We start from the raw sequence: 26428 nt of genomic DNA on the forward strand, positions 1-26428 counted from the left end.
TTGACACAAAACTAAAGAGGTTATTAAATTTTAATGCGGAGGATGTATGACAAAGCAGGAAGTTTTGGATCTTCTCAAAGCGATATATGACCCTGAAATAGGTCTTGATATAGTCAATCTAGGGCTTATATACAGAATTGATATATCCGAGGATGGAAAGAGTGTTGATCTTGATATGACATTAACATCGGTAGGTTGTCCGATAGGTCCTACCTTAATCAACATGGTTGAAGAAGTCTTGAAGTCAAAGTTTGAAAATGTTAGTGTGAATGTTGTGTTTGACCCACCTTGGACACCAGAGATGATATCGGATGAAGGTAAGCAGGCTCTAGGATTATTCTACTAGTTTATGTATCTTGAGAAAATAGCCGTTGATTACCTAAAGAATGTAAGGATAGATAGGATTTTTAAAAAGTATTTTGTATCAGAAAGTAGTAACAAAAGTGTAAACATCAAAGGTAATAGTAACGAATTTCTAGAGCACAGAGAGTATCAGTATTCTGATGACCTTAAGAATATCAATTGGAAGTTATTTGCGAGAACAAGTAAATTATATACAAAAGTCTTCTCAACCGACGTGAGTAAGGATGTATTTATACTTCTTGATATCTCAAAGTCAATGGTTGCTGGGCGAAGTATCTCAAAGTTGGAGTATGCGAAGTATTTAGTAAGTGTCGTCGCTTACAAGTTGTGTATTGAAGGGTACAAGGTTATTTTCTCAACATTCAGTGATGCTTTATATCAGACGTTCTCCTTTGGGATAAAGAATTTCAGTAGGTTTGACAAATTTCTATCGCAAGTTAAACCTTACGGCAAAACTAACTTTTCAGAAGTTCTCAAAAGATTACCTGCTTTTGTGAATAGCAACTCCAATCTTCTTATAGTCTCAGATTTTGTGTTTATAACATCACAAGAGGTTTCGTTTATAAGAAGATGCTTTCCGAAACGAGATATAATAGCATTTCAAATTCTATCACAGGAAGAGATAGATTTTGTAGAAGGCAGTTTTGTTGAGTTGGTGGAGCCTGAAGAGAATGTCAAAAAACTTATACTGGTAAGTGAGTCCTATAAGAACTACATTGATAGGATTTCTACCTTTTTAGAGAGACTTTACATAGCAACAACCTCAAACAAAATACCACTTATAACATTCAATACATCTATTCCCTATTACATAACTTTGAAGAAGTCAATCTAGAGGTATTCACAAAAGTGTTTATTTTCCGAAGATTCCTTTATGAACTATTTGAACGAGTCTATAACCAAACAATTACCTTTTCAAAAAAACGTAGGAAACTTAGATGATAATCTGAGGAGAGAGTTATCGTTTTATATACAGATGGTTATTGTGGTCGCATTTTCTCTAGTTGTAATAGGACTTACCTTCATTCTATCCTCAACCTATTCAATCTCAATCCAGAGGTATGGTAATCCGTTTAGTCTTTTTTTGAGACAACTTTTATGGGTTGGTGTTGGAATATTGCTTATGTTGGTCTTTTCCAGAATAGATACATCGCTATATAGCAAATTTGTGAAAGTTATTCTACTTGTAGGGATAGTGGTTAGTTTGCTTCCTTTTGTTCCAGGTGTTGGTAAGGCTAGAGGGGATGCGTATAGATGGATAAATCTTGGGATACTAAACATATCTTCATCCGAGATTGTCAAGATGGTTCTTATAATCTATATTTCAGTCATCCTATCAAGAAAGATGGATAAGAAGAATTTTTTTAGTGTATTTTTACCTATCTTCATAGTTGCAGTTTTCTTTTTCGGGGTTATATCTCTTCAGATGGATGTTTCAATGGCTTTTCTGATATTGTTGAGTAGTTTGGTAGTTATGTATGTTGGGGGAGTTCCTCTTATACAGATAATTTTAACATTCGTAGTCTCTTTGTCATTTACATTTCTTGTAGGTGATAGATTACCTTATCTTCACAATAGAATCATCGCTTTCCTAGACCCTTGGTCTGATCCTTTCGGTAAAGGGTATCACTACATAAGTATGCTTAGGTCGTTCCAGAATGGAATTTTCGGTGTAGGAATAGGGAATGGTGTTATTAAAGACAAATATTTGCCTGAGGCACACACAGACTCAATATTTTCAGTAATAGCAGAAGAGACAGGAATTATTGGAACTCTTCTAGTAATAGTTTTGATTGTGATGTTATTCTACTACTCAATCAGGCTAGCAGTAAGGATAAATGATACTTACAGAAGTTCATTGGTGGTAGGTTTTGCTTCAATAATATCAATCTGGGGGCTTGTGAATATACTTGTAAATATAGGTCTTCTACCGCCTACTGGAACGAACTTACCTCTTGTAAGTTATGGAGGTGCTAACATTATAACTTCATTTATAGCACTTGGAATAATCTACAGGTGCTACAAGGAGAAGATTAAAGGAATAGTTTAGTTCTAGTGGTCATTTAGAATGTTGTTTTTATGATGTCTTCTTAAATATGTTATATAAGTTGATAAGTATTCTTTATGGATTTGAATCAAAGATTGTAAGTTATTCTAAAATTTGATATTGATATTCTAGTATTGTCCATTTCTACGGTATCTCCAGTATTCAACCTGGTAGATATTAACATACTTTAGATGTTCTTGGTATGTTCGTGAGAATATATGTGTGCCATCATTTTTTGAGACGAAATAAAGATAGTCTGTTTCGTAAGGCATTACTGCTGCTTTCAGAGATTCAAGAGAGGGGTTAGATATTGGTGTTCTAGGTAATCCTCGCTTTATATATGTGTTGTAAGGAGTATCGTAGGATAGATGCCATTTTTTTAGATTGTTATCGTGCCACATATTCAGTTCCATAAGTCCGTATATAACAGTAGCACAGGATGCTAGGTGAATGTTCCTCTTCATTCTGTTATGGAATACTGATGAAACGAGATACTTCTCTTCTTTGGGACTTCCTGCTTCTTTCTCTATTATTGATGCAAGAGTAACAGCTTGTTCAAATGTCAATCCAACTTTGCTAGCAAGATATTCATATTCCTTTCTATTCACTTTCTTGAAGAAGGTATTTACAAGCATCTCAACTATTTTTTCAGGCTTATCTTTATAGTAGAATGGTATATAGTATGTTGATGGAAATAAAAAACCTTCTAGTCTGTCAGATTTTATACCATACTTTTGGATAAGTTCTTTGCTTCTTACTTCTTTTAGTATATCACCTCTCTTCGTAAGACCCGATTCTGCGATTATTTTGTCAATGTCATACGAAGTTGCTCCTTCTGGTATCCTTACTTTGATTGTGTATATCCTTTCGTTTAGTATCATATCTATTATCTCAAGCATATTCATCGTTGAATTGACTTTATATGCGGAGGGGATGATCTTTTTATCTACACCTAAAAGCCTTGATAGGAGTATAAAGACTTGCTTATTCTCCAAGAACCCCTGATTGTGCAACTTTGTTGCGATTGTGTGTAGGTTATCACCCCGTTCTATGATAAGAATATACTCTCGGTATTCCTTTCCACCAGTGTTGAATAGTGTTAAGTAGATTATTACCAAAAACGCGAATATTATAGCAGCAACTGAGATTATCGCAAAAGCAGTGATGAATGAACTTTTGACTTTCATAGCGTAATTATGAATAATATAGCCTGTCTTTTCCAATATCGGCTAATTCTTTGTGTAGGTCTAAAATTGTTGAAAAAAGAGTTATGGTTGATATTACTAATCAGTAGTCTTGCGAGTCTATGATTTAATTGTTTGTTGCTCTAAACGATAGTAGTCGGAGTTTCGGAGAAAGGATTATGGATTTAATCTCAATACGGGATCTTTGAAAGATATCTTTGAAAGATATAATTTATTGAAGGTTTGTTGATGATTATGATTTATAATGATAGACACTTTTTACCTCTCAACGAAACCTAGAGGAAACGGGAGTTTGAGTTTCTTGATAAAGTAGTCTTTAAATTTTCATAATAGTTCGTATGAGACTAGAGATAGAGCACAGTGGGTTGGACAAGACAAGGAATGCTATTATTTTCTTTCCAGCATTTCCTACTCCTAGAGATATGTATGTTGAGCAGATTAAAATTTTTTCAAAGAATGGTATTCCTTATATATCCTTGAATTATCCTGGTATTGGCAAGAGTGATAAACCTGACAAGATTGAAATGACGGTATCTGATTTGGTTAGTGTTATATGGAATAATATAAAAGACCTTCCGTTTGACAAACTTATACCTATAGGAACGAGTATGGGTGGGTATGTGATGTTTGAGATGTGGAGACAACATAGGGATAGGATAGCAGGATTTGTGTTCTGTCATACAAGACCTGAAGCGCTAGACGAAGAAGCAAGAAAAAAGAGATTATCTGATATAGATAGAATAAAGCAGGATAGACTTTCATACCTAGAAACCTTTAGCAAAAGTCTAGTTTCAGATTATAGTTATCAAAACAAACCTAAAGTTGTAGAGTTTATAAGTGAAATTGTTAAGAATACAACTGAGGAAGGCTTATGTTATCTTGTTCATGTTATCGCAACGAGACCAGATTCAAGAGATTTACTCAAGGATATTACTGTCCCTTCTTTGGTAATAGCGGGTAAGTCTGATAAGATTGTTCCACTAGATGTAATGAAGAATATGGCTGATAGTTTACCTAATTCAACTTTTGTTGAGTTTGAGAATGTTGGTCACCTTTCTGCTTTGGAGATACCTGAAGAGTTTAACTCAGTAGTTCTATCCTTTCTTGACTCAAAGTCTATTATCTAGATTGTTATTTGAGTGCCTATACCTTCGTCAGTGAATATTTCTATAAGAAGAGAATTCTTTATAGTTCCGTTTATTATATGAACTTTATTGACGCCTCTCTCTACTGCCTTTATCATTGACATCGCTTTCGGTATCATCCCCTCCTTTATAACACCCTTTTCAACTAACTCTTCCAACTTCTTTATGGTTATTGAAGAGATGAAAGTTTCTGGATTGTTTATGTCTTCGTATATACCATCTACATCTGTTAGGTAAATGAGTTTATCTGCTTTAAGAGCAACTGCTACTTCTGCGGTTACATCATCAGCATTTATGTTGTAGGAATTACCATCTTCGTCCACTCCTACTGGTGATATTACAGGAATGTATCCGTCCTTAATTAGGGATAGTATTAGTGAAGGTTCAATCTTATCAACTTCTCCTACAAATCCTAGGTCTTCGCCAGTTTCTATTATTTTTTTCTTTGCTTTTATAGTAAAACTATCCTTGCCAGATATTCCAACAGCCTTACCACCAACCTTTATTATGTTGAATACGATATCTTTGTTTATGATACCACTCAAAACCATTTCAACAACTTCCATAGTTTCTGCATCTGTCACTCTCTGACCTTTTATGAAAACAGGTTCTTTGTTTAATTTATTCATCAATTCCGTTATCTTCTTGCCACCACCATGGACAATCACAGGATGCATACCTAGTGTTTTAATTAGAACAACATTCTCACAAAACGATTTTTTAAGTTCTTCATTTGTCATAACACTACCACCATATTTTATAACGATTATAGAGTCTCTAAACTTTATTATGTATGGTAATGCCTTTATCAAAATCTCTACATCTTTGCTCATAGTGTTAATTATTTAAGATTATTTTCATTTCTATCATCTAACATAGAGTAGGTTAGTTAAAGTCTGAACCTTACAAAAAAGTTTGTGTTTAGCATTTTCAATCCAGTGACTTCTCAATTTTTATCATCATTTAGTTATTCGTTACTTTCCTAGTAGTTGCAAAGGTTTTAATAAGAATTCAGACTTTACTGATAGTAGGTTTTGGAGATAGTTTCTATAACAATCCGAAGTTTTAAGATCTTTAAATACCTATCTTAACTTCTAGGAAGCCCCTAAGGGAGAAATTTATGATTTTGAATTTTGATTTGATGTGTAATTTTGTTTTGACTTTCGTAAAAGAAATCTTATAGTTTTATGTTATGATTGGTAATGTAATTTTTACTACTGCGATACCACCACAGTCAAAGAGAGATGAAAATTTTGTAGTGTATACAGTTTTGACGCTCTCAAGGAATATAGCAGGATATGATCTACCAGCAAGACTTGATGATAAACAGAAGAAGGAGATAAACGCAAAGATAAAAGAGTTTCTATCAACTCTGCCTGATGGTGATAGTATGACAGATATAACTTACATAACATCAAGAGATGTGGAACTTCTAGGTATTATAGACAGGGAAATCCTTGAATATGATATAATTAAGTTCTTGAATACCAAAAATAGGAGCATCAAGATATACCTTGAGAATAGAATAAGATACTCAATAACTACAAATTTTTATGACCACTTCTATGTTAGAAGCACTTTCACTGGTAATAGTATAGACGAGACTTTTGATATAATAGAAAGATATAGCATACTGTTTGATGACTATTTTGTTCCTGCGTTTAACAAATCTTATGGATACATAACCAGTGATGTGTCAACGATAGGTCATGGTGTTAAGGTCAAGTTTTTACTCAACATATGGGGCCTTAGAAATTCAAGCAATTTTGAGAATGTTCTAGATACACTTTCGTCAAATGGTATCCTGTACAATAGGAATCCTCTCTACGATAGGACAAGCTTTATGGAGTTTACATACTCGTTTCAACCAGATAAGTCAATGATAGCAAACAAGATACTCTTCAAAACACTCATTGACAGGGTTAAAGAAGTTGAGATGAACGAGAGGATAAAGATGGAACAAAGGTTCAGTGTTCATAACCTTATAAAAGAATACAATGACTTTAAGAATACCATTAAAAGCGCCAATTTTATACACTACAAAGCGTTTGTGTCTCTAATATCAAAGTTGAGTATGATATCGTTTTTTAGTAGTATGAGGGATAGTGAAACTATTGACCTGAGTGAGATGATAAACTATCTAATCTTACTTCTGCGGGATGCAAGTATCATGCTTTACTCAAACATACCTCCAACGGAGTCACTGGTTGGTAGAGAGAGAGCAGCAATGCTAAAGAAATTCTTCAACCTAAACAAGTGATCTATCTCTCATACTCTCCATAGGTCATATCGGTAGGATACTCAATCCAGTAAGATACAGTATTCTCAAATCTCTTGCCTTTACCTACTTTTGTCTTGATGTTAAACACACTGTCTTTGAGTATCTCTTCATACCGTGAAGTAGGAGTGGGTGTTATTCTTTCAATACCTATCTTTATCCTATCATCAGAAGGTATGGGTATTCTATCAACTATGGTTATATCAACATCAAAAGGTAAATTGTTGTCAATGATATTCTTAAACACTCTGACTTTTCTTTTGTTCGTTCCTAGAAACTTAGGGTTTTCGGTTCGTTCTTCAACAATTTCTCTCCTTACTGATATTCCATCAATCACAACACCATCAGTTTCAAAGAATAGGTTTTTAGGTATGAAACTGCTGATGTATAGTCCTTCTATTCTTTTGTTATCAATTATTAAATCCATTCTACCAGGCAAGATTGTAAGTTCGGATGTGTTTGAGATGTTTAATACTAGAAATCCTTTCTGATATCTTTGAGGGATTGCCATATACTTTTTGGTGATTTCTAGTGTAATGTTGCTAAAAATAGTTATTTCAAGCCCATTTTCTAGAGTGGTGTCTTTTGTGTATTCCCAGACAATTCCAACATCACTAAAGCTTTCTTGAATGTTTTCTGAAGTAGGTATTGTTTCTTTTGATAATTCTTCCTGACCGTTTTGAGGTTGCATTTTATACATCTTCCTACTCAACTGTGGTTTGAATATTCCTACTTCGTAAAGATATCCTATCAATTTAGGCAATGTAGTATTTACTATGTTTGGTGTGAATGGAAATGTTGTAAAAACAATCCTTGATGCTTTCATCTTTAAACCACTTGGTAAATTTATTAGAACCTTGACTAGAAGTTTTGAACTACTTACATCAAGAGTATAGTTTATATTCCAAGAACCGTTGAATTTGAAGTATAAAACTCCTCCAGTCTTGGATAGATATATAACCTTGATATCCTGTTTGGTTTCTTCTATCCTCTTTTCCAGTGCTAGTTTCATCTCCTCTTTTGTTTTCTTATCTTCTTCAAGTGATTCAATCTCGCTCTCAAGTTTGAGTATTCTTGTTCTTACTTCTTTGTATTCTTCAACCATCTGCGATATGTATTTTGTGTCTTTTTGATATCCACTGCCTAGAATTATCTTTATAAGTTCAAGACTGTCGTTGTGCTTATATATTTCGTTCTTATACTCTTTGATTCTCTTCTCTATTACTCTTATGGAATTTACCACATTACTTAATTCTTGGACTAACCTAGCGTCTACATAGTTAGTGTTAGAAATACCAAGTATTGTATTATCTTCAACTACGAACTCAAGGTCAGTGTCTGGGATAATGATTACATTCGTTTTTATATCAATCTTTGCTAAAACTACATCTTTGTAGAATGTGAATTCGGAGTATCCGAAGGTGAGTAGTGGTATTAGAGTGAAAATGAGAGCAAAAACTTTTATCATAATTCTTGATGGAAAGATAAACCTTATGTCTATAGATTTTCAAACTTATCTACTTTAGGAATTTTTGAACTCTCGCTAAGGTTTTTTCTTTACCTAATAGTTTGATTACAGGAACGAGACCTGGACTTACTTTGCGGCTAGTTAATGCTATTCTCAAGGGGGGACCGAATTGCTTAAGTTTTATTCCGTATCTCTCTGGTATTTCTCTCAAGATTCTATCACTCTCTTCATCGGGGCTAGAGATTATGGTATCCAAATTCTTTACGAAGTCCCTGAAGCACTTTATCACAGTCTCATCAATCATGCTTTCTATGTTGAACTCTTTGTCAATCTCAATATCATCACCAACATATACCCTTGTTTCGTAGTAAAAATCCTTTAGAGTATTAATTCTTGTTTTATATACCTCAAAAGCCTTTACAAGAAAGTCCTCGCTGAGTTCTTCTTCCAATGCATTCTCTTTGATGAAAATCGTGTAATACTTTAGAAACTTTTCTGGAGTAAGCATTCTAATCTGTTCACTATTGACCCAAAGCATTTTCTGGTCGTCAAAGATTGCGTTTGACTTGTTAAGGTTTTGTATGTCAAAGAGGTTTATAAGTTCTTCAATCGTGAATATCTCTCTGTCTCCGTAAGACCATCCTAGCCTTGAGAGGTAATTTATGATTCCTTCTGGTATATAACCTTCTTTCCTGTAATGTTCTATAGTAATTGAGCCTTCTCTCTTTGATAGAGGAGATTTGTTAGAGTTTAAAATCAAAGGAAGATGTGCGAATATAGGTGCTTTTAGTCCAAGTGCTTCGTATATGAGTAATTGCTTTGCTGTGTTTGTTATATGATCTTCTCCTCTTATCACATGAGTGATATTCATAAGGTAGTCATCAATTACAACTGCGAAGTTATATGTAGGAGTTCCATCACCTTTTATTATTATGAAGTCATCAAGGTCAGAAAACGGAACTTTGACCTCCCCCTTTACAACATCCTCATACTCAACTCTCTCAAAATCTCCAATGTCAAACCTCATAACATAATTGCCCGAAGGTTTTTCTCTTCTCCCCCTACAATGCCTATCGTATTTTAAACCGAATTTTGAGTTAGGATTATCTTTTAGTCTATTTTCTATTTCTTCCCTGGTGCAAGTACAGTAATATGCTCTTCCTATGGATACAAGTTTTTCGGCATACTCTCTGTATATTTCAAACCTATGACTTTGAAAATATAGTTCATCCCATTGAAGTCCTAGCCATTCAAGGTCCTTTTTTATCGCTTCAACAAATCTCTCTTCTGACCTCTGAAGGTCAGTATCTTCTATCCTTAGAATAAAACTACCATTATGCTTCTTTGCATATAGGTAGTTGAATATCGCTGTCCTAACATTCCCAAGGTGAAGGTATCCAGTAGGGCTCGGTGCAAACCTTAATCTAACCATAACTAATAGAAATTCTTAATGAGGGATTTTTTGTCATTCAATTCAATGAAATCCTATTCCAAAGCAATCCTAGGTTCAAAATTTGCTAACGAGTTAGATAAACAAGAACTTGGCAACTTTCTTCCTAATCTTGTAGCCACCGATAATAGTCGCGTATTTAAATAATTTGGGAACGTAATTTCTTTTAGTTAGGTTATCGTAATTTGAGAAGCGAACTGCGTTAAGTATCTCAAGATACCATATACCTGCTAGATAGATAGAAGTTCTAACTTCCTTTTTCAACTTCCAGACTGTTCTGACATTCTCAAAGAAAATCTTTTCTGCTATTTCCATAAGCCTTTCAATCATAACCTTGTAGTTTCTAGTTATTATTCCTTTTCTTATGTCTTCAACACTAATGCTGTGTTCGTTGAGAAGTTCTGTAGGTATATATATCCTATTTCTGTCTCTTATGTCTTCGCCTACATCTCGGATTATATTTACAATTTGCATAAACACACCGTAGTTATAGGCACTTTCATATAAACTATCAGGTTCATTGGATATTACAGGAAGTAGCATAGCACCGACAGAACCCGCGACAAGTCTAGAGTAGTAAATCAAATCATCTATAGTGTTTATAGGTTTTTTTAATAAATCCCACCTTGCACCTTCTATTAGTTCTAGGAACGGTTCTATCCTAAATTTGTATGATTTGAAAGTTTGACTTAAAGCAATGAATATAAGGTCTTCACCGTTATATTGTCCGTTATAAGAGAGTAGTAAGTCTCTTTTGACTCTCTCAAGTTCTTCAATACCTTTGGATGAATCGTTTGGAAACAATTCATCTGCGATATTATCAACTGTTCTGCAGTATGCATATATGCTCCAAAAGTGTTTTCTATCACTCAGTGGGAGTCTCTGTGATGCTAAATAGAATGTTTTGGCATACTTCTCCATTATACTTCTACAATATTCATAGGGATCTACCATATTTTGCCTCCTCTGTATATTGAGGATAGAATAATGATTAGAATTCCTCCAACTGTGAGCAACCCAGGTAGAAGTCCCCCTGAAACTATTGAAAAAATAGCACTAAAGAGTGTTATGGTTAGATAAAGTAATAAAGCATTTTTACTATAGTTAATTTTTTCATCACCAAAAAGAAGGTAGAATAAAGAATGAATGATAAATGCGGTTAATAACCATCCTCCCCAGTTTTCAATCGGCATTCCGTAGAAGAAACCACTTTCCCAAATCCAGAACTTCTGGATATAACTTGCCATATATTCAAGCGATAAATCCCAGAAAAGTACAAAAATAGATGAAACTATCACTAAATTCCAACCTCTATAACCAAGTCTATGACCGATAAGGTATGAAGGTAGGATTATTGAGAACCACGAAAGCGGTATTAGGATAGGAACTTCCCCAAGTAGTTTATATCCCATCCTGTCAGTGTATTCATACTTACCATACGGAAATCCGTTGTATGTTGATGATAACTCAAATAGGAACGAAATTATAAAGGTTAGAATAAATATAGCAGCTGTTCTTTCATAACCGATTGCACTGACTCCTATCAGGAGTGCTAGAACTATCGTTAGGAGTATGAATGTTTGTGAAAGATAGTTTTCTATTGAAGATGTGTCTAGTTCTGGTAGAATAATAACTTTCAGTATATAACCGACGATACTGATTATAGAGGTTGCTATTGTGAGTCCTAGTAGCACTGCTATGGTTCTGTTATAAACCATAGTCATTTTTTATCCTTTCTTTGACAAGTTGTGCTGATATGATTACCATAGGTATGCCACTACCTGGTATCGTTGAAGCACCTACATAATACAAGCCTTTTATATCTTTCTCGTAGTTTTTAGGTCTAAAATATGCTGACTGGAAAAGTGTGTGAGAGATACCAAAGGTGCTACCTTGATACAGATTGTAAAGAGATTGCCAGTCATTAGGTGTTCTTGTTATTACAAACTTTACTTTGTCTCTTCTAAAACTAGTCCTCTTCTCTAACCTATCAAATACGATGTTCAAGATATTTTGAGATAGTGTATTGTAGTCTTCTTTTGATACCTCAAGATTTGAAACAGGAACGAGAATATAAATATTTTCAGAATTTTTTGGTGCGTGCTCTGGGTCTGTCTTTGCGGAGATATGTACGTAGAACGATATATCTTCATTAAACTTACCACTCTTGAATATGTCGTCTAGAACTTCTTTGAATTTAGTTCCAAAAAATACATTATGATGTAGTAGTTCTGTCTGACCTTCATAACCTATGTAATACATAAGTGTTGAACAAGAATGCTTGTATTTCGGGACTTTCTTGTTAAGAAGTTTCTCTTTTGCGAAAGTAAGGTCAGCATTTACAACTACGATGTCGGCATCATACTCTCCTCTGTTAGTTATAACTACTTTTTTACCGTTGCTATTGACAACACTTTTGACTTCAGTATTTGTTGTTATCTTAACCCCCATTTCTTGAGCGAGTTTAGCGATAGCCTCTGCAACTTTATACATTCCTCCAAGGGCATAATATACTCCTTCTACACTTTCCATGTAATTAACAACAGCATACGCAAAAGGTGCATCATAAGGAGATACGCCGAGATACATAGATTGGAAAGTATTAAGCCACTTTAATCTGTAATCTTTGAAATAACTACTAGTCTTCCTATACAGATTAGAAAGGAAGCCAAATTTTAGAGCGTTATAAGCACCTTTCGGAGTTATCATATCAAAAATTGTATTGAAATTTTTATAAACTAGGTTGGTTATAACGAAGTGATACATATTTGATATGTCTCCAAAGAATTTCAAAAGATTTCCAATCTCGTTAGGTATTTGAGCAAGATAGTTAGGAATAATTACAGAAGGTTCTAGAACACTACCATCTTTCTCAAAATATACCCTATATGTGGGGTCAATTAGTTTGATTTTTAGGTAGTCTTCTAGTTTTCTACCGTTTTTTTCAAACAGGTCTTTTAGTGGTTTGAGCATTATAAGAAGTGAGGGACCTGTATCAAAGTAGTATCCGTCCTTTCTTATGAAGTTCATCCTACCACCGATAGTAGGGTTTTTTTCAAGAACTTCAACATCCAATCCTAGGCTTCTTAATTCTACTGCCGATGTAAGTCCTCCAATACCAGAACCAACTATGATAGCCTTCATAAGACCCCCAAAAAGTTTTTAAATATAATCAAACTAAACTAGTATAGTCAAGCAATACAATTTCAGTTTTTTCATTTTGAAAATTGATAAAATCCTAAATTTTGATTATTGACTGATTTTGATGCTATGCAGGATTGTTAGTTCCAAGATTTCACTTCATAACGGTTACTTTAGTTTCTTATTAGGAGATTGTTTATTTTGTATTTGTAGAGACCTAAAAGGAAAAGAAGAAACTACGCTTAATTGTGAATTTTAGACTTTTAGAATATGAATGTTGAACAATAAACTATAATCTCAATTAGGTGAGAGGATAAAATTATGAGCCTTTTGATTACTCAAGTCTTTGATTCTAGACAGATTTATCGGTTGCAGAGTATCACTTCTCACTAGATACCTTCTAGATGATTGCCAAGAAGATAATTCATACTACCCTGATAGTAACAGTGATGGAAAGGAGAAACTGCATCTGAACTACTCTGCGTATTGCAAAATTGCCTTAGATACTGTAGATTGTTCAGAATAAAGTAAGAATTTGGGCGCTATGTTAGATATAAAGTTTATTGTTTCAAATCTATCGCTAGTAAAGGAAAAAATCAAATATAGAAATTGTACCGTTGATTTAGACTACATCGTCTCTCTGTATGAAGATAGAAGGAAAGCGGTTTTTGAAATAGATAATCTGAGAGCAAGAGAGAAACAGTTATCCAAAGAGATAGGTATGCTAAAGTCAAAAGGGCAAGATACTTCAAGCCTATTACAGGAGATTTCAGAAATATCAGAGAGGATAAAAGAGAGAGAAGAGATGCTGAATAACTTGGAAGAAGAAATAAAACAGAAACTCCTTCTAGTTCCGAACCTGCCACTTGATGATGTTCCTCAGGGAGAAGATGAGAAAAGCAATGAAGTTATAAGTTATTGGGGTGATATTAGGGAATTTGAATTTGAACCCAAACCGCATTGGGAGATTGGAGAAAGACTTGGGATAATGGATTTTGAGTCTGCTGCTAAAGTTGCAGGTTCAGGTTTTGTTGTGATGAAGGGAAAAGGAGCAAGGCTTGAGAGAGCTTTGATAAACTTTTTTCTAGATTATAATACTACAAAATCTGGATATAAGGAGATATTAGTTCCGTTTTTGGTAAAAGGAGAGTCTCTTCTATCTACTGGACAACTTCCGAAATTCAAACAGGATTTATACAAACTTGAGGATGAAGACCTTTTTCTTAACCCTACGGCGGAAGTTCCTCTTGTGAATATATTTAGAGATCAAATCCTAGACGAAGATGAATTACCAATATGTGTAACGGGATACGCTCCAAGTTTTAGAAAAGAGGCAGGTTCCTATGGTAAGGATACTAGAGGTATATTGAGACAACATCAGTTCAACAAAGTTGAACTTATAAAGATAACGAAACCAGAAGATTCTGAAAAGGAACACCTCAAGATGGTTGAAGATGCATCTAACTTGCTTAAAGCACTTAACTTACCACATAGGATTGTAAAACTATCTTCAGGAGATATGGGTTTTTCTGCTTCAAAGTGCTACGATATTGAGGTTTATATACCAAGTTATGGAACTTATAGAGAGATATCTTCTGTTTCAAACTGTCTTGATTTTCAAGCGAGGAGAGGGAACATAAGATTTAGAAGAAAAGATACCAAGAAAGTGGAGTTCGTTCATACACTTAACGGTTCAGGACTAGCAGTTGGAAGAACAGTAATAGCGATACTTGAAAACTACCAACAAGTAGATGGAACTGTTGTGATACCAGAAGTTTTAGTTCCATACACACAGTTTGATAGAATAGAACCTGAAAGGTAGTTTAGTTTCCAACGACCCTCTTAACCTCTAGAACAATATCCTTTGAGACGGTTATTTTACCAATCACTCGTATGTTTTGACCGATGTATCCGTCTAGAAATTCTTTTGCTACTCCTTTGATGAAGCCTTTTACAATACTTTCGTTATCACCATATATTAGAAATGTGAATTCGGTATAGTTGGGTTGTTTTACAGCATTGACTACTTTGCCCCTCCAAGATACATATACTCCATCGTAAATAGTAGGTTTTGAACTAACTTCTTCGTATATCGGTTGCCAGTCTAGATTTATATCTGGTTCTTCCATGAAAGTCTTTAGGACTTCCACTTTACTCTTTACTTCTGTTGAAGCATTTGAGTTTAAGAGATAGTTTGCTAGAAACCTTGCTTTGTTTGAGCTACGATCCTTAGACAAAAGAATCCTTATCTCATTAAAGATAGAAGAAATTTCCTTTTCAGAAAGCCTTATATCATTTGTTAAAATTGGTTTTGGTTCAACAAGTTTTGTGGCACTCTCTAGTTCAATCCTTGAAATGTTTTCAGAAACTATATCTTTTGTGTTTGTTTTGTTTAGTAGGTTTGATAAGACTAGGTATATAACACCAAAGGTTAATGCAATTACTCCTAGGATTGCCATAATCTTACTACTTATCGTAGGCAATTTGAAGTTAGGCATTTTCAGTAATTTCTTTTTGACTTTTGGAAGTGATAGGATTAAGAAGTCCTTAGGTTTAACTATTGATTTTAGAGTGTTAATGTCCGGGTATTCCGAAAAGAGTTTTAGGTTTGATTTTATTCTTTCTTTCGTTTCACCTTGGGAGTAGTAGTCTGCATCAAGAAGATAGTTTAATGCTGGTGTCTTATTACCTTTCATTATCTGGATATACCCCATAGCATTGAGTAGTTCGGAGTCTTCAGGATTACCTTCTAAAGCTTTGTCAATTATGTATTCTGCTTCAAATATGTTTCCAGTCCTCAAAAGGGAGAATGAGTATATCTTCTTTGTAAGTAGATCAGAGTTATCAACTTCAAGGTTTTCATCAACGATATTTATAACCTTACCGAATTCTCCTTGACTGTATAGTGTTATAATTTCGTTGATTATTTCTTCTGTTGTTTTACTTTTCTTCATACCCTCGTGTTAAGGTATAGTTCAAGTTTTTGAATTACATCATCAAAGATATCAACGGATATTTCATCTGCTTGGAGTTTTGCTGTTTTCTCGTCAACTTTAAGAACATCAACGAAGAACCTGTAGAGTAATGTTGAGTTGTAGTGGAACTTATCGGCTAGTGCTTTCCCTTTAAATGTAAATCTTACAAAGAAGTGTTTTTCGTAGTCAATATAGCCTAAGTTTGATAGTTTTTTTAACGAGGTTGAGACAGATGACATTGAAACTCTAAGCCTATCTGCTATTTCTTTAACTCTTACAACCCCCTTTTCTACCTCAATATCTGAGATTACCTTAAGATATTTCTTAAGACCTCTTGTTAATTGATCTTCAACTTTTCTTGGCATACAAATGGAATTCTAAAAGATTGTAGAATAACATTCTAATTATCTCTGGTAGTGTAGGATAGTATGAACTGTTGATCGTCTGGAGAGATGAATGTAAATGCTCCAGCTACCCATAGTTTTTTGGTATTTTTAGTTGTATCTATTCTTAGGATCCTAGCAATAGCCTGTATATTCCTACCTTCAATGTTGATAAAAGTTCTTATTGAGTCCCCTACTTTCATTATCTTGCCTATAATATCATCAACTTCAAATCTTATTCCACCTGCGCTTATGTCTATTACTTGTAATGAGAGTTCTCCTGCGTTCTTGATAGCGTTAATTTTGGTTTTTATGTATGCTTCGGATACTATCCCTGCTAGGGCGTCTATGAAAATTACATCCTTGATAGAGAATTGTTTACTAGTGTTCTTGCATACTATAAAACCTATTATATCGTTTATGACTTTTATAGGAACACATATAAAACTCCTGATGTTTTGTTCTAGGAATGATGCTCTCAATTTCCTTATCTGTTCTATAACTTTGGTTTCACTCCATGACATCTTTCGCATATAGTCGCCATATGTTATTATGTTGAACACTTCGTAGCTTGTGATGTAGCTTTCTAGGTTTGAAGTATCTTCAACAAAAAGTGGTTTTCTAAAATACATACTTACTATCGCTGATGATGATAAAGACATACCTCTTTTATAGAAGATAAAATCATACTTCTCCGATGTCTTATGAATTTCTCTTATTATCATACTAACAATCTTCTTTAGGTCAGGAAGGTCTTTATCAAGTTCAGTTTTTATGTCTTTTAAGTTGTCTGGGATTTCTTCTTTTTTTTCGACTATTCTTGAAAAATCCAAAGGTTTTATAAACGATATACTCATAAATAATTTACCATACACATTCTTTCTAGGATACTTTCTCTTGGTCCATACTTCTATCTTCGTTGGCATAATTAAGAGTAGGATGTTGTCTCTTTTGTTCAAAACTTCTGTTCTTATGTGGTATATCTTATTCTCAAAAGGTAGCTCTAATTCTATTATTGGGTCGCTAATATCAATTGGAGATTGGGTGGATATTTCAAAACTATAGTCTCCTACATACCTAACATTTCCTTTCGTTTTTGAATTTTTATAGATTATCTCAATAGTTGTATTTATGCTCCTTAACCTCTTAAGGAAAGAAACTATTTTCTGAGGTTCTACTATGCCTTCATCAAACATTTCTTATCTCCAAAATTTTCGGATAGAAAACTTCTTGTTGCAAATTATTTTCAAAGATGATATCGTAAGAGTATAGTATTATAACTTCAGTACCGATAAACTTTCTGATGTAATCTGTATCTGTGTATATTACATTGAACCATCTATTATCTATATTCAGTTGGTATGATTTGCCCGAACGAGATCTTCTGAAATCCTGTATAATGACTCTGTCCTCAAAGATGGGCTTATAATCTTCGTTCAAAGGTTCTATTGAATACAGTAGCTTTACATATCTGTTGTAAAATTCGGATATTTTTATTTTCATAAGTGGTTTTAGTTCGTCCTTAAACTTTGTGTAATCTATATTTCTGAAATCGTTTATAAAACTCTGGATATTCTTTTCCAATATTACGAAACCAGCAGCTTTCTTGTGTCCTCCAAAATTTTCAAGATGTTTAGACAAAGACATTATAATTGAAAATATATCTCCATTCCTAAACCTAGCAGAACCTGAATACTTATCTCCATCCCCACTATTGCTGATCAAGACTATAGGGGAATCAACCTCATTTGATATTCTTGTTGATAGTATACTTATGATACCTTTATCAATTTCATTACTTACAAAGATTCTATCTCTCTTTATTACCTCGGAATATTTCTTGCTAACTTGATTTATTATCGCTTTTCTGTTATTGTTAATCGTTCTTAATTCTGATATCATGCTTTTAATTCTTTGAATATTATTTTCAAGCAGTAGTTCTACAATTTTTGACCCCTTACCCATTCTGCCAGCAGAGTTTATAAAAGGTGTTACATTTATGGTCAAGTTCCATATGTTTAATTTGTTATTACCAACTATCTCTGAGATTAGAAGTTTCATACTTTCTATATTAATCCTATCTAGCTTGTCTATAGTTTCTTTTATGAAGAACTTGTTGTAAGACAAGTAAGGCATATTGTCTGACAATACAGATAAACCAACTAGGGGTAAGTAAGTGTCTACATAATTTTTTATTTCATCTTTGTTAAGTATGTGTATTAGAAACATAACTTTTGATAACTTTTCTCCTTCTGAATAGAACGGAGGAATGTTAGAGTCTGATAGGAATTTTTGAAAATTGCACTCCTTTAGTCCAAAGAAAGAACAAACGCTCTGAAAGTAATAGAATTTATCAACAATTTTTGATAAATCAACTAACCTTGAAATTCTACCAAAATGTTCCTTGCTGATGAATAGGAAAGTTCTTCTGGCAATATCTGTTCTTCTTCTAAAATCATCTAATTTATAAATATGAGTTTTCGGAACAAATTTATCTACATCAGTTAATTCAACAATATTGTCTTTGGTTATGTTTATATGAGAAAAACTTGTATTGTTGTAATAGTGTTTTATTAGTATCCCTAGTATCAAAAAGAAAACAACGCCACTACCGGAGAGATACTTCCCTTCAGTCTTTTTAATCTTTGGGTTCAAAACCCCATAGGAATACTTAAAAACATCATTGTTGTGTAATTCATGGTGGTCAGTAATTATGACATCAATTCCTAAATTTTTAGCCTCTTTAAGTGCGTCTATAGCGGATGTGCCGTTATCTACAGTTATTATAAGAGACACTCTGTTTGAGTATTTTATTACATCATCAGGAGTAATTCCATAAACATCATTGCCTTCAGGAACTTCGTAGAATATTTCGGAGTTTGAGTTAAATGATTTCTTGAGGTTCTCTAGAAAATGTTTGAGAATAAAAGTCCCTATCATTCCATCTACGTCTCTGTCACCGAATATTAGTATGTTGTTATTGTTCTTAATGTTTTGTACTATTTTGCTACATACTTTGTCCATATCTTCAAATACGAACGGTGAGAAAAGTGATGAGGGACAAACGTTAAGCGTATAGTACAGGTCTTCCTTTTCAAGGTGTTTAAAGATTTCAAATAGTATTCTTTCGTTTTCTTTAGTGAATAGGTTTTTACGGTTGAGGAAGTTTCTGATTATGCTGTTCATAGACAAGGTAATTATAAAACAATTTATATTGATAATTCTTTTTGGTGGGAATAATAATTTGATGTATGACAAAGCAAGAAAAAATGTCTCTTTTTTACCAAAATCAGATCTATTGTATAACTGCCGAGGAATATTCGTTGGGTAGAACGAATATACAATTGGTAAAGGAGATGGTTGAAGCCGGTATAAAGATAATACAGTATCGTGAGAAAAAGAAAAAGGGGCTTTATAGATACAACGAGGCAAAAGAGATAAGGAAGATTACAAGAGATTATGGTGCGTTAATGATAGTGGATGATTATGTAGATTTGGCTATGATGGTTGAAGCCGATGGTGTTCATGTAGGGCATGAAGATTACCCTGCAGATGAAGTTAGAAAAATTGTAGGGGATGATATGATAATAGGTGGTTCAACACACTGGGATTTCCAGATGATTGATATGATAAACAAAGGTGTTGATTATATAGGAGCAGGACCATTGTTTGAAACTCATACCAAAGAAGATGTTATACCGCCTGTTGGATTGAAATATCTTGATTTTGCACTTAAGAATTCAACAGTTCCAGTTGTAGCAATAGGAGGGATAAAAGAACATAATATAGGTGAAGTTGTGAAAAGGGGAGCAAAGTGTATCTGTATAGTAACAGACATTACTCAATCAGAGGATATAAAAGCAAAGATAAGAAGATTATACGATATATGGAACAAAGTTCTGGAGGAGCAGAACTCCTCCATATAGCTAGTCCTCAACGACAGCTAAAACATCATCATTCTTGAGAATTAGATACTCAACTTCATCTATCTTTATTTGAGTTCCAGCATATTTGTCGTATATTACCTTTTGTCCAACCTTTACCTTGACAAGATCAGGATCACCTATCTCTTCAACGATACCTTGTTGTGTCTTCTCTTGAGCAGTTTGAGGTATGTAAATACCTCCTTTGGTTTTTTCCTCAACTTGTAAAACTTTAACAAGTAACCTATCTCCTAAAGGCTTTACCTTCATACTACACCCCCTAATCGTCAAACGCTAATAAAATATAACAAAAACATGACTTTATGTCAATAGAGGTATATTGGTATCTTTCTTCAAAACTCTTGATCGTTAAATACTTTCCGATAAATATTCTATGGTCAATAGTATTGATTACACAAGTCTAATGGATGTTGTGAAGGTAGAGTCTGTAAAAGACAAGATTAGGAGTGCTAATCTTACAAAGCTCAGGGAAGTTGCTGAAGAGTTTGAAGCGATTTTCGTTAATATGATGCTGAAGGAGATGAGAAAGAGTATAAACGAAACTGGTTTTCTTAAAGGCTTTAGGGAGGATATTTTTAGAGATCTACTGTATTGGGAGTATGCGAAGTTAATCTCAAGAAATACTTCATTAGGAATATCAGAAAAGATACAAGATCTTTACAAAAATAATCTATAAAAATTATCTTTCCTTTATTATCATAACTGATGAGATGTTCTTTATGTCAATAGCAGGTTTTACAACTACTTCTTGGTATCTACTTCTTTCTCGTTTTTTTGATAATATAACGGTTCCTACTAGAATACCTCCAGGGTATTTCAGACTCTTGGAAAATGTGAATATTCTTTCAGATCCCACTCTTACATTAATATTATCCGATATATATTTTACGCTAGATGTTCCGTTTAATTTCCCATTTCCATAAAGTATGCCTACTTCTTGTGATGATTCAAGCATAACACCAACATTTATATTGGGTGAAAGTATTGTTTCAATGACACTTGATGTTAGATATACTTCTTTTACTATTCCTACCAGTGCTATATTACCCATAAAGTAAGCAATTACAGGCATATTCTTTACTATTCCATTAGCCATACCTTTATCAACAACTATCGTCTCTTCAGCAGAGTCAAAACCAGAAGAGATTATATTAGCAACTTCAACTTTGTATGGTAGAGATTGAACGACATTTAACATTATTGATAATCTTTTGTTTTCTGTCTCATAGTAGTCAACTAATGCGGATTTCTTCTTCAATTTTTCGTTCTCCTCCTCAAGTTCTCTTATTCGTTCAATACTTCTTGTAAAGCTGGTCCAACTTGATGAAAGAGATGTTAACGCTTGGGATGATACATTTGACAGGAGTATGATAGGTGTTAGAATAACATTACCAACAAACTTTATGGAAAGATTCACATAGTGTGTTATTGAGGTGAATATTAGCAATACTATAGATATTGACAAAACTATCGCATAAACCAAGAACGGTGATGTGTATTTTGCTCTTTTTACATCCATACTATATTATTTGTCCTATCTTGTGTTGCCTTAAGAAATCCAGATATTTACCAGTTCCTACCGCAACACAAGCCATAGGATTGCTTGCTACTATAACTGGTATTTTCATATGGTGTTGGAAGAACTTATCCATACCCTTTAGTAAAGCACCACCACCTGTAAGGACTATTCCCCTATCAACCAAGTCAGCGGATAGAGTTGCTGGAGTTTCATCAAGAACCTGCTTTACAGCGTCTAGTATCTCCTGTAGAGGTCCTTGTAGTGCTTCCCTTATTTCAGTGCTATCTGCTCTTATAGTTTTTGGTAATCCTGTTATCGTATCTCTACCTTTTACTTCCATAGTTAGAACTTCTTGTAATGGAGATGCACTGCCTATGTTTTTCTTTATCTCTTCTGCTGTTGTTTCTCCAATAAGTAAGTTATGGTTTTTCTTTAAGTAATGAACTATCGCTTCATCAAATTTGTCACCACCGACTTTTATTGATTTTGAAACAACTATGCCACCGAGAGATATAACTGCTATTTCGGTAGTGCCTCCGCCTATGTCTATCACCATATGTCCGTAAGGTTCGCTTATAGGTAGTTCTGCGCCGATTGCTGCTGCTAATGATTGCTCAACCAAATATATCTTTGCTGCACCTGCAAGTTCTGCTGCTTCTCGGACCGCCCTTCTCTCAACTTCTGTAACACCTGAAGGAACTCCTATTACCACAGTTGGTTTTATAAGTTTTCTGTCTTGAGCCTTTAAAAGAAAATACTTAAGCATCTTACCAACTGCCTCAAAATCTGCAATTACACCATCCTTCATAGGTCTGATAGCCATAATCTCACCAGGTGTTCTCTCAAGCATTCTTTTTGCTTCGTATCCTACTGCTATCACATTACCAGTCCTAGTTTCTATTGATACAACAGAAGGTTCCGAAAGAACTATCCCCTTTCCTTTTACATAAATCAGTGTATTTGCTGTTCCTAAATCTACTCCAATCTCATTTGTAAATGCATCTGTAATCCTACCAAAAAGATTCATAAACCCCAACCTCTAAACTCATTATAAACATATAATTGGCTCTTTTACAAATCAAAGGAATAACTAAATGTTTTTAACCCTAATTACCTCTACTCACACTTATTGATGGGACAGCACTTGTTTCTTCGGAATATTCACTCTTTGATCCATCTTTCCTTACACTCCTTATGGCAAAGTAATAAGTCTTATTGTTTGCTAATCCTCTTATGGTGTATTTAAGGACTGGATAGAATTTTAATGGTTTTTTGACCCTTATCGGTGATACTCCGTTCAGTGATTCGCTTCCAAAATATTTTCTGTCAAAAGGACCATAATATATCTCATAGTATTCAATCTCATCATCAATATCGTTCTTCCAATATACGGTTACCTCTCCGTTTTTCCTAGACTCTGCAGATAGTATTGAAGGTCTTTGGGGTTGTATATCATTAATCGTATGTATTTCTATACTTTCAAGTGCATTCTGTTCGTAATCCATAACAGGGGTTATCTTGACTTGTATATACCTTCCTTTCCTATCTTTGATTTCGTTGATATCCTTCCAATCGGCTACGTTATTTAGTAGTTCGTATAGATTGTTTGATATTCTATATTGGATTATAAATTTACCTTTGCCGTTTAGTATGATCTTATCAATTCTCGTTGATGGATCTCTAGTATCTATTACTTTAGAAATCAAATTAGGAATTTGAATAGTTCTTTTAGGCATTGATCTTATAAATGTTGGGGTAATTAATATGCTTTCACCATACCCAAAAAAGTCTGTAAAAAATTCTATTATGCTTTCAGTAGTTGCTAGTTCAATACTAGCTGGTTTGACTATCTCTCTGTCGGTTTCAATTCCATTTATGTAGAATGATATTCTAGAATTTATAGTATCAAGAACCAAAGATATTTCATACCAATTTTTTGGTGTTATCGTTTCATCAGAAATTAACTCAACTTCCTTCCTCTCTCCATCAGGTTTGACCACAATGCCTTTGATGGATATGTGTATTCTTGACTTTCTTACGAATACTTCAATACTTCTACTGGTATCTTCAATAGAGTAGAACCTAGCCAGAACTGTTCCTTCATCAAGTCTAGAAGCCCAAAATGACAGATAAATTGAGAATATGCTGCTTATTATAGGAACTCCTATTAGACTTTGAGATGATATGAACGATATGCCATGGTGCTTTGTAAAGAACTTGCCAACTTTTTTACTACCAACAAGTTGAGTGTCAAAGGAGTATTTTATGAATCTCATATCGTCAGGTTGATCTTTTGAAAGGTCAAGGAATATGCTCTGTGGTGGTATATTCATAACATCTAGTCTCTCACTTACAAACCCAAAATCTTCAAGTTTCAATATGATCTGTGAGGATAGTACTTTTGTATTCCATCCAAAGATTAATAGTAATACTGTGAATATTACTCTTATCATACTTCTAGTTATTATCGGATTGTAGTCATTTTCTGGGAGTTTTTGATGAAGAAAAATATAATATTCTAGTCTTTTGTAAGTGATTGATTAAGTTCAAAAATATAGTTTAAGATCTTAATAGAGAAGATTGGTAAGTATATACTTACAGATACAACAAACATTTGTTTTAGAAACACTTTTTACATCGTAAGAATAAAGAGTATTTTATAGCAAATTGTAGTTTTGAGTAGTTTATGACAATTATGGAAGAAATATGTCTCGTTATATGCCTTCTATAGATTTTTACACCATCCTATGAAAGATTTAACATCCTGTCTATCATTGGCTTATTGAAACCGACTATAACTTTTCCGTTTATGACCACTACAGGAACTCCCATCTGTCCTGAAATCCTAACCATTTCCATAGCCTTTCTTTCATCTTTGGATACATCGTAATCAACAAATTTTATACCTTTTGACCTTAAGTAATTCTTAACCATATTGCAGTATGGACAACTAGGTGTAGAATAAACTTTGACTTCCATAGTCTACCTCCTTTGATATACATATATACTGTATATAGTATATAAAAATTTTTAGGCGTAGTCAAGAGATTTTTATTAGAGTTGATAGGAATTTAAGTTAAAGGATCTTACATATAGTGCTATGCATACTGTTAGTAGTATTTGTTGGGGATAAATGAAATTAGAAAATTTGGATTTTAAAGAACTTAAAGTTTAGTGAATATTATAGTAAGGTGTATTAACGCTAGGATTGAAAAGTTTTGCAGAACTTACATAAATAGTTAAATGATTACTCTTGGTGATATAATAGTGATATATAATTCTACAGAATATCCATATTAGCGTAGATTTCTAATTTCTACTATGTCTAGAGGTAGGGATTATAAAAGTGTTTTGATCATTCTTTTTTGTTATTGTAGTTGGGTAGATTTCTAATTTTTTGTACTCTAGTCTGAAACATCAAATCCAAAGTTAAGAACTAATCTTAAATCTGACATTATTGTTTATTAATAAAACTTGCATGGTCTTCGTAACCTTCTAGACGTTTGTAAGTTTCTTAAGTTTGTAATTTATTGGATAATCTGTAAGTTGGCAAGTTAGATTACTTTCTTTAGCAAGAACCTTAGGAATTTGTAAAGAAGTTTTATTGGTAGGAGTATTAGGCTTATTATTGTTTTTTTTATTCTACTGATATCTATTCTTTGGTGGAATTTTTCAAAGTCTTCAATGGCTTTCTCTATAGGAAGTAGTGGATTTTCGGTATTCTCTTTCAGGTAGTGCCAATGATCCATAATCCATATGTAAATATCATCGGGAGTTCTGTGAGGGAAGTATTTGGTTAATTTTTTCTTTTTTATGATTTCAGTTACCTTGAGAAACATATTTTGATACCAATCTTTTACTGCTTCTTCAATTGATACTTCTCTTCCTAGTCTTTCGCTTACGAAGTATTTGTAAGTTTTTATGTGTTCAATTAATGTTATGTATCCCCAAGGGTTTGTGAGTTCTATGTGAGCGTTTGGTAGAACTTTGTCAAAGTGTGTTTCTTCAATGAACAGGTGGTATGCGTCTGCCAATAGTAATTCTTTTTCGGATAATTCTTTTATAGGAAATTTTGTTAACATTTCAATGACTTCTGCGTCAATGTATTCAAGACCAAGTCTTTTTGCTACCGAAACTCTATGATTTCCATCTCTTACTATATAGCTGTTTCCAATCTTATAGACAACTATTGGTGGTATTTTTGGTGTTTTATCAATGAAGTCCATCATGTTTTCCCATTTATCTCTTACTCCTTCATGTTTAGGTAAGAACTCTCTATCAAAGTCGTTATACCTACCTTCGCTACCTTTTATTTTTGACAGTGGAATGCTTTGAATACCTCTATACCTGTAGGCGTAGGATTTTGTTAATAGTTTAACTTCATCAAGAGAGAAGAGTTCGTTTGCTCCTATGGATAAACTCATTATTATTTCGTTTAGTTTGCTTCTTGCTCTTGCTTTTTCAAATTCAATCCTACTTTTGAGAGACATAAATACCTCGTTTATGTTTC

At 33.7% G+C, this 26428-nt stretch carries 25 protein-coding genes; 8 read left to right on the forward strand and 17 right to left on the reverse strand.

The window, feature by feature from the left end; genetic code table 11:
• Positions 1-46 precede the first annotated feature (46 nt).
• The 3 genes from NZ579_00990 to NZ579_01000 are packed head-to-tail and all read left to right on the forward strand — an operon-like array spanning position 47 to position 2413.
• Complete coding sequence (locus NZ579_00990) at positions 47-346, forward strand: metal-sulfur cluster assembly factor (protein ID MCS7298519.1); 300 nt, start codon at positions 47-49, stop codon at positions 344-346.
• Positions 347-349: 3 nt separating this feature from the next.
• On the forward strand, positions 350-1198 hold the full coding sequence (locus NZ579_00995; protein ID MCS7298520.1) for a DUF58 domain-containing protein: 849 nt from the start codon (positions 350-352) through the stop codon (positions 1196-1198).
• Between the two features lie 39 nt (positions 1199-1237).
• Positions 1238-2413, forward strand: a complete 1176-nt coding sequence (locus NZ579_01000) for a putative lipid II flippase FtsW (GenBank protein MCS7298521.1) — start codon at positions 1238-1240, stop codon at positions 2411-2413.
• 125 nt (positions 2414-2538) lie between these two features.
• Here NZ579_01000 and mltG read toward each other — a convergent pair whose 3' ends face one another.
• Entirely contained in the window at positions 2539-3597 is a 1059-nt protein-coding gene (gene mltG / locus NZ579_01005; GenBank protein MCS7298522.1) for an endolytic transglycosylase MltG, read from the reverse strand.
• 356 nt (positions 3598-3953) lie between these two features.
• Here mltG and NZ579_01010 point away from each other — a divergent pair, with 356 nt between their 5' ends.
• A complete protein-coding gene (locus NZ579_01010; GenBank protein ID MCS7298523.1) occupies positions 3954-4742 on the forward strand; it encodes an alpha/beta hydrolase in 789 nt (262 codons plus the stop codon).
• Here NZ579_01010 and argB read toward each other — a convergent pair.
• Positions 4739-5593 carry an acetylglutamate kinase gene (gene argB, locus NZ579_01015; GenBank protein ID MCS7298524.1) on the reverse strand — a complete coding sequence of 285 codons (855 nt, stop codon included), beginning with the start codon at positions 5591-5593 and terminating at the stop codon, positions 4739-4741. The two genes, NZ579_01010 and argB, sit on opposite strands and share 4 nt — an antisense overlap.
• Positions 5594-5952: 359 nt before the next feature.
• On the opposite strand from argB, the gene NZ579_01020 reads away from it, so the two are divergent.
• The gene (locus NZ579_01020; protein ID MCS7298525.1) at positions 5953-7020 is read left to right on the forward strand and encodes a hypothetical protein; all 1068 of its coding nucleotides are present in this window, start codon (positions 5953-5955) and stop codon (positions 7018-7020) included.
• Position 7021: 1 nt separating this feature from the next.
• On the opposite strand, the gene NZ579_01025 is transcribed toward NZ579_01020, so the two are convergent.
• From NZ579_01025 to crtI, 5 genes are all read right to left on the reverse strand, one after another.
• Complete coding sequence (locus tag NZ579_01025) at positions 7022-8506, reverse strand: DUF4139 domain-containing protein (protein MCS7298526.1); 1485 nt, start codon at positions 8504-8506, stop codon at positions 7022-7024.
• A gap of 49 nt (positions 8507-8555) precedes the next feature.
• Complete coding sequence (gltX, locus tag NZ579_01030) at positions 8556-9938, reverse strand: glutamate--tRNA ligase (GenBank protein MCS7298527.1); 1383 nt, start codon at positions 9936-9938, stop codon at positions 8556-8558.
• 93 nt (positions 9939-10031) lie between these two features.
• A complete protein-coding gene (locus NZ579_01035; protein MCS7298528.1) occupies positions 10032-10910 on the reverse strand; it encodes a phytoene/squalene synthase family protein in 879 nt (292 codons plus the stop codon).
• Positions 10904-11680, reverse strand: coding sequence for a carotenoid biosynthesis protein (locus NZ579_01040; protein MCS7298529.1), 777 nt, complete (start codon positions 11678-11680; stop codon positions 10904-10906). The genes NZ579_01035 and NZ579_01040 overlap by 7 nt, the downstream gene beginning before the upstream one ends.
• Positions 11664-13100 carry a phytoene desaturase family protein gene (gene crtI, locus NZ579_01045; GenBank protein MCS7298530.1) on the reverse strand — a complete coding sequence of 479 codons (1437 nt, stop codon included), beginning with the start codon at positions 13098-13100 and terminating at the stop codon, positions 11664-11666. Before crtI ends, NZ579_01040 begins: the two co-directional genes overlap by 17 nt.
• A 541-nt stretch (positions 13101-13641) precedes the next feature.
• Between crtI and serS the strand changes: the two genes are divergently transcribed.
• On the forward strand, positions 13642-14919 hold the full coding sequence (serS, locus tag NZ579_01050; protein ID MCS7298531.1) for a serine--tRNA ligase: 1278 nt from the start codon (positions 13642-13644) through the stop codon (positions 14917-14919).
• Position 14920: 1 nt separating this feature from the next.
• On the opposite strand, the gene NZ579_01055 is transcribed toward serS, so the two are convergent.
• From NZ579_01055 to NZ579_01070, 4 genes are read right to left on the reverse strand one after another with little or no spacing between them, the layout of a single operon-like run.
• Positions 14921-16051, reverse strand: coding sequence for a hypothetical protein (locus NZ579_01055; protein ID MCS7298532.1), 1131 nt, complete (start codon positions 16049-16051; stop codon positions 14921-14923).
• Positions 16048-16437 (reverse strand): metal-dependent transcriptional regulator, encoded by a 390-nt coding sequence (locus NZ579_01060; GenBank protein ID MCS7298533.1) that lies wholly within the window; start codon positions 16435-16437, stop codon positions 16048-16050. Before NZ579_01060 ends, NZ579_01055 begins: the two co-directional genes overlap by 4 nt.
• A 35-nt stretch (positions 16438-16472) precedes the next feature.
• Positions 16473-17651 carry a PilZ domain-containing protein gene (locus tag NZ579_01065; GenBank protein MCS7298534.1) on the reverse strand — a complete coding sequence of 393 codons (1179 nt, stop codon included), beginning with the start codon at positions 17649-17651 and terminating at the stop codon, positions 16473-16475.
• Complete coding sequence (locus NZ579_01070; protein ID MCS7298535.1) at positions 17644-19641, reverse strand: DHH family phosphoesterase; 1998 nt, start codon at positions 19639-19641, stop codon at positions 17644-17646. The genes NZ579_01065 and NZ579_01070 overlap by 8 nt, the downstream gene beginning before the upstream one ends.
• A 65-nt stretch (positions 19642-19706) precedes the next feature.
• Between NZ579_01070 and thiE the strand changes: the two genes are divergently transcribed.
• Complete coding sequence (gene thiE, locus NZ579_01075) at positions 19707-20381, forward strand: thiamine phosphate synthase (GenBank protein ID MCS7298536.1); 675 nt, start codon at positions 19707-19709, stop codon at positions 20379-20381.
• On the opposite strand, the gene NZ579_01080 is transcribed toward thiE, so the two are convergent.
• Positions 20382-20648 (reverse strand): co-chaperone GroES, encoded by a 267-nt coding sequence (locus NZ579_01080; protein ID MCS7298537.1) that lies wholly within the window; start codon positions 20646-20648, stop codon positions 20382-20384. It abuts the gene before it with no gap.
• Between the two features lie 124 nt (positions 20649-20772).
• Here NZ579_01080 and NZ579_01085 point away from each other — a divergent pair, with 124 nt between their 5' ends.
• Complete coding sequence (locus NZ579_01085; GenBank protein MCS7298538.1) at positions 20773-21075, forward strand: rod-binding protein; 303 nt, start codon at positions 20773-20775, stop codon at positions 21073-21075.
• Positions 21076-21078: 3 nt separating this feature from the next.
• On the opposite strand, the gene NZ579_01090 is transcribed toward NZ579_01085, so the two are convergent.
• From NZ579_01090 to NZ579_01110, 5 genes are all read right to left on the reverse strand, one after another.
• Entirely contained in the window at positions 21079-21918 is an 840-nt protein-coding gene (locus NZ579_01090; GenBank protein ID MCS7298539.1) for a rod shape-determining protein MreC, read from the reverse strand.
• A 1-nt stretch (position 21919) separates the two neighbouring features.
• Positions 21920-22945: a rod shape-determining protein gene (locus tag NZ579_01095; protein ID MCS7298540.1), complete on the reverse strand. Its 1026-nt coding sequence runs from the start codon at positions 22943-22945 to the stop codon at positions 21920-21922.
• 79 nt (positions 22946-23024) lie between these two features.
• A complete protein-coding gene (locus NZ579_01100; GenBank protein MCS7298541.1) occupies positions 23025-24371 on the reverse strand; it encodes a fibronectin type III domain-containing protein in 1347 nt (448 codons plus the stop codon).
• 292 nt (positions 24372-24663) lie between these two features.
• The gene (locus NZ579_01105; GenBank protein ID MCS7298542.1) at positions 24664-24897 is read right to left on the reverse strand and encodes a glutathione S-transferase N-terminal domain-containing protein; all 234 of its coding nucleotides are present in this window, start codon (positions 24895-24897) and stop codon (positions 24664-24666) included.
• 575 nt (positions 24898-25472) lie between these two features.
• Positions 25473-26408, reverse strand: a complete 936-nt coding sequence (locus NZ579_01110) for a ParB N-terminal domain-containing protein (protein ID MCS7298543.1) — start codon at positions 26406-26408, stop codon at positions 25473-25475.
• Positions 26409-26428: the final 20 nt, after the last annotated feature.

It is taken from the genome of Spirochaetota bacterium, assembly GCA_025061835.1.
Taxonomy (GTDB): Bacteria; Spirochaetota; Brevinematia; order DTOW01; family DTOW01; genus SKYB106.

Excerpts from the sequence above, each read along its gene's own strand:
- NZ579_00990 (MCS7298519.1), top strand. The coding sequence starts at position 47 with ATGACAAAGCAGGAAGTTTTGGATCTTCTCAAAGCGATATATGACCCT.
- NZ579_01060 (MCS7298533.1), bottom strand. The coding sequence starts at position 16,437 with ATGCCAAGAAAAGTTGAAGATCAATTAACAAGAGGTCTTAAGAAATAT.
- NZ579_01110 (MCS7298543.1), bottom strand. The coding sequence starts at position 26,408 with ATGTCTCTCAAAAGTAGGATTGAATTTGAAAAAGCAAGAGCAAGAAGC.
- gltX (MCS7298527.1), bottom strand. The coding sequence starts at position 9,938 with ATGGTTAGATTAAGGTTTGCACCGAGCCCTACTGGATACCTTCACCTT.
- NZ579_01090 (MCS7298539.1), bottom strand. The coding sequence starts at position 21,918 with ATGGATGTAAAAAGAGCAAAATACACATCACCGTTCTTGGTTTATGCG.
- thiE (MCS7298536.1), top strand. The coding sequence starts at position 19,707 with ATGACAAAGCAAGAAAAAATGTCTCTTTTTTACCAAAATCAGATCTAT.
- crtI (MCS7298530.1), bottom strand. The coding sequence starts at position 13,100 with ATGAAGGCTATCATAGTTGGTTCTGGTATTGGAGGACTTACATCGGCA.
- NZ579_01105 (MCS7298542.1), bottom strand. The coding sequence starts at position 24,897 with ATGGAAGTCAAAGTTTATTCTACACCTAGTTGTCCATACTGCAATATG.
- mltG (MCS7298522.1), bottom strand. The coding sequence starts at position 3,597 with ATGAAAGTCAAAAGTTCATTCATCACTGCTTTTGCGATAATCTCAGTT.
- NZ579_01035 (MCS7298528.1), bottom strand. The coding sequence starts at position 10,910 with ATGGTAGATCCCTATGAATATTGTAGAAGTATAATGGAGAAGTATGCC.
- NZ579_01000 (MCS7298521.1), top strand. The coding sequence starts at position 1,238 with ATGAACTATTTGAACGAGTCTATAACCAAACAATTACCTTTTCAAAAA.
- NZ579_01040 (MCS7298529.1), bottom strand. The coding sequence starts at position 11,680 with ATGACTATGGTTTATAACAGAACCATAGCAGTGCTACTAGGACTCACA.
- NZ579_01085 (MCS7298538.1), top strand. The coding sequence starts at position 20,773 with ATGGTCAATAGTATTGATTACACAAGTCTAATGGATGTTGTGAAGGTA.
- argB (MCS7298524.1), bottom strand. The coding sequence starts at position 5,593 with ATGAGCAAAGATGTAGAGATTTTGATAAAGGCATTACCATACATAATA.
- NZ579_01020 (MCS7298525.1), top strand. The coding sequence starts at position 5,953 with ATGATTGGTAATGTAATTTTTACTACTGCGATACCACCACAGTCAAAG.
- NZ579_01100 (MCS7298541.1), bottom strand. The coding sequence starts at position 24,371 with ATGATAAGAGTAATATTCACAGTATTACTATTAATCTTTGGATGGAAT.
- NZ579_00995 (MCS7298520.1), top strand. The coding sequence starts at position 350 with ATGTATCTTGAGAAAATAGCCGTTGATTACCTAAAGAATGTAAGGATA.
- NZ579_01095 (MCS7298540.1), bottom strand. The coding sequence starts at position 22,945 with ATGAATCTTTTTGGTAGGATTACAGATGCATTTACAAATGAGATTGGA.
- serS (MCS7298531.1), top strand. The coding sequence starts at position 13,642 with ATGTTAGATATAAAGTTTATTGTTTCAAATCTATCGCTAGTAAAGGAA.
- NZ579_01070 (MCS7298535.1), bottom strand. The coding sequence starts at position 19,641 with ATGAACAGCATAATCAGAAACTTCCTCAACCGTAAAAACCTATTCACT.
- NZ579_01025 (MCS7298526.1), bottom strand. The coding sequence starts at position 8,506 with ATGATAAAAGTTTTTGCTCTCATTTTCACTCTAATACCACTACTCACC.
- NZ579_01010 (MCS7298523.1), top strand. The coding sequence starts at position 3,954 with ATGAGACTAGAGATAGAGCACAGTGGGTTGGACAAGACAAGGAATGCT.
- NZ579_01065 (MCS7298534.1), bottom strand. The coding sequence starts at position 17,651 with ATGTTTGATGAAGGCATAGTAGAACCTCAGAAAATAGTTTCTTTCCTT.
- NZ579_01080 (MCS7298537.1), bottom strand. The coding sequence starts at position 20,648 with ATGAAGGTAAAGCCTTTAGGAGATAGGTTACTTGTTAAAGTTTTACAA.
- NZ579_01055 (MCS7298532.1), bottom strand. The coding sequence starts at position 16,051 with ATGAAGAAAAGTAAAACAACAGAAGAAATAATCAACGAAATTATAACA.